The organism is Paractinoplanes aksuensis, assembly GCF_024137025.1.
GTDB classification, from domain to species: domain Bacteria; phylum Actinomycetota; class Actinomycetes; order Mycobacteriales; family Micromonosporaceae; genus Actinoplanes; species Actinoplanes aksuensis.
The window spans coordinates 1-782 of the sequence record NZ_JAMYJR010000095.1; the positions used below are offsets into that span (position 1 = coordinate 1).

Annotated in this window: 1 protein-coding gene; it reads left to right on the forward strand. The window is 70.7% G+C overall.

From position 1 onward, the window contains the following. Positions 1-782: UDP-N-acetylmuramate--L-alanine ligase (locus M1L60_RS46710; RefSeq protein WP_256518845.1), on the forward strand; the 782-nt coding region annotated here is incomplete at both ends.

Below are 782 nucleotides of genomic sequence, written 5' to 3' on the forward strand. Positions count from 1 at the left end.
GGCAACGTGCATCTCATCGGCATCGGCGGGGTGGGCATGGCCGGGCTGGCCCGCCTGCTGCTGACCCGCGGCGTGCCGGTGTCGGGCAGCGAGCTGCGCGAGTGGCCGGCCCTGGCCGGGTTGCGGGCGCTGGGCGGCACGATCCACATGGCTCACGTGGCCGAGAACCTCGACGGCGTCGACACGGTCGTCTACTCGACCGCCATCCCGTACGAGCACCTCGAGCTGGCCGAGGCCCGCCGGCGCGGGCTGCGGGTGCTGCACCGGTCCGAGGCGCTGGCCGCCGCGATGACCGGCCGGCAGGCGATCGCGGTGGCCGGCACGCACGGCAAGACGACCACGACGTCGATCATGACGGTGATCTTCCAGCACGCCGGGCAGGACCCGTCGTTCGTGATCGGCGGCGAGATCAGCGAGGCCGGCTCGAACGGCCACCACGGCACCGGCCCGCACTTCGTGGTCGAGGCCGACGAGAGCGACAAGTCGTTCCTGATCTACCGGCCGCACGTCGCGATCATCACCAACATCGAGGGCGACCACCTCAACAACTGGGGCGACCTCGAGGGGCTCAAGGCCGGTTTCCTGCAGTTCGCCGAGCTCGCGGCCCCGGACGGTTTTGTGGTCACCTGTGCCGACGACCCGGGCACGCAGGACCTGATCGCCGCGCTGCGGGCCAAGGGCAAGACCGTTTTCACGTACGGTGAGTCGGAGTCGGCCGATCTGCGGATCAGCGAGGTCGTGTCGACCGCGAGCGGTGTGCGCTACTCGGCTGAGCTCGACGG